Annotated in this window: 1 protein-coding gene; it reads left to right on the top strand. The window is 73.0% G+C overall.

Annotation, left to right across the window (positions count from 1 at the left end; genetic code table 11):
- On the top strand, positions 1-1,107 hold a 1,107-nt coding region (locus MKK64_RS08950; RefSeq protein WP_147860478.1), incomplete at its 5' end, for a polysaccharide biosynthesis/export family protein.
- Positions 1,108-1,110: the final 3 nt, after the last annotated feature.

Genomic DNA, 1,110 nt, shown 5'->3' with positions numbered 1-1,110 from the left:
CCGGCTTCGGGTCCGACGGCGCGTGCCGTGGAGGCGGGGGCGGAGCTGTCGACGCCGGAGGGGCTGCTGGCGCGCTACGAGCTGGTGGACGTGACCCCGGCGGTGATCGAGGCCCTGCGCGGGCGCCCGCTCGACAGCCTGCTGGCCTCCTTCGGCGACAAGCGCCCCTCGATCGAGCCGGTGATCGGCGTGGGCGACTACGTCTCGGTCTCGGTCTGGGAGGCCGGGTCGGGCGGCCTGTTCTCCGGCCCGCTCGTCGCCGACCGCTTCTCCGCCGGCTCGAAGTCGGCGCTGATCCCCGAGCAGGCCGTCGGCCGCGACGGCGCGATCTCGGTGCCGTATGCCGGGCGCATCCACGTCGCCGGACGCCGCACCCAGGACGTCCAGACGCTGATCGAGAACGAGCTCGCCGGCAAGGCGATCCAGCCGCAGGTGCTGGTCTCGGTCACCAAGCCGATCTCCCAGGCCGTCACCGTCACCGGCGAGGCGGTGGCCGGCGCCCGCCTGCCGCTGTCGACCGGCGGCGACCGCCTCCTCGACGTCGTGGCCTCCGCCGGCGGCGTGCGCTCGCCCGTCTCCGAGACCTTCGTGCGCCTCTCGCGCGGGGACCGCACCACCACCGTGCCGATGACGACCCTGGTGGCCAACCCGCGCGAGAACATCTACCTGCGCCCCAACGACGTGCTCACCCTGGTGCGCGACCCCCAGACCTTCCTGGCGGTCGGCGCGCTCGGCAACGCCACCGAGCTGCCGTTCTCGGCCGAGGGCATCACGCTCGCCCAGGCCCTGGCCAAGGCCCGCGGCCTGTCCGACTTCCAGGCCGACCCGGCCGGCACCTTCGTGTTCCGCTTCGAGCCGGCCGCCGTCGTGCGCCGCCTCAACCCGGCCTCGCCGCTCCTGACCACCCCGGTGGTCCCGGTGGTCTACCGCATCGACATGCGCGACCCCAACAGCCTGTTCACCTCCCAGGCCTTCCGCATGCGAAACCGCGACCTCGTCTACGTCTCCAACGCCCCCTTCACCGAAGTCTCCAAGGTCGTCAGCGTCTTCTCCACCGTCGCAGGCCCCGTCGCATCCGCAGCCTCCGTCTACGCCTACTCACGGTAGGCG

The organism is Methylobacterium sp. E-025, from assembly GCF_022829705.1.
Lineage (GTDB): Bacteria > Pseudomonadota > Alphaproteobacteria > Rhizobiales > Beijerinckiaceae > Methylobacterium.
This window is presented reverse-complemented; position numbering and strand designations above follow the sequence as displayed.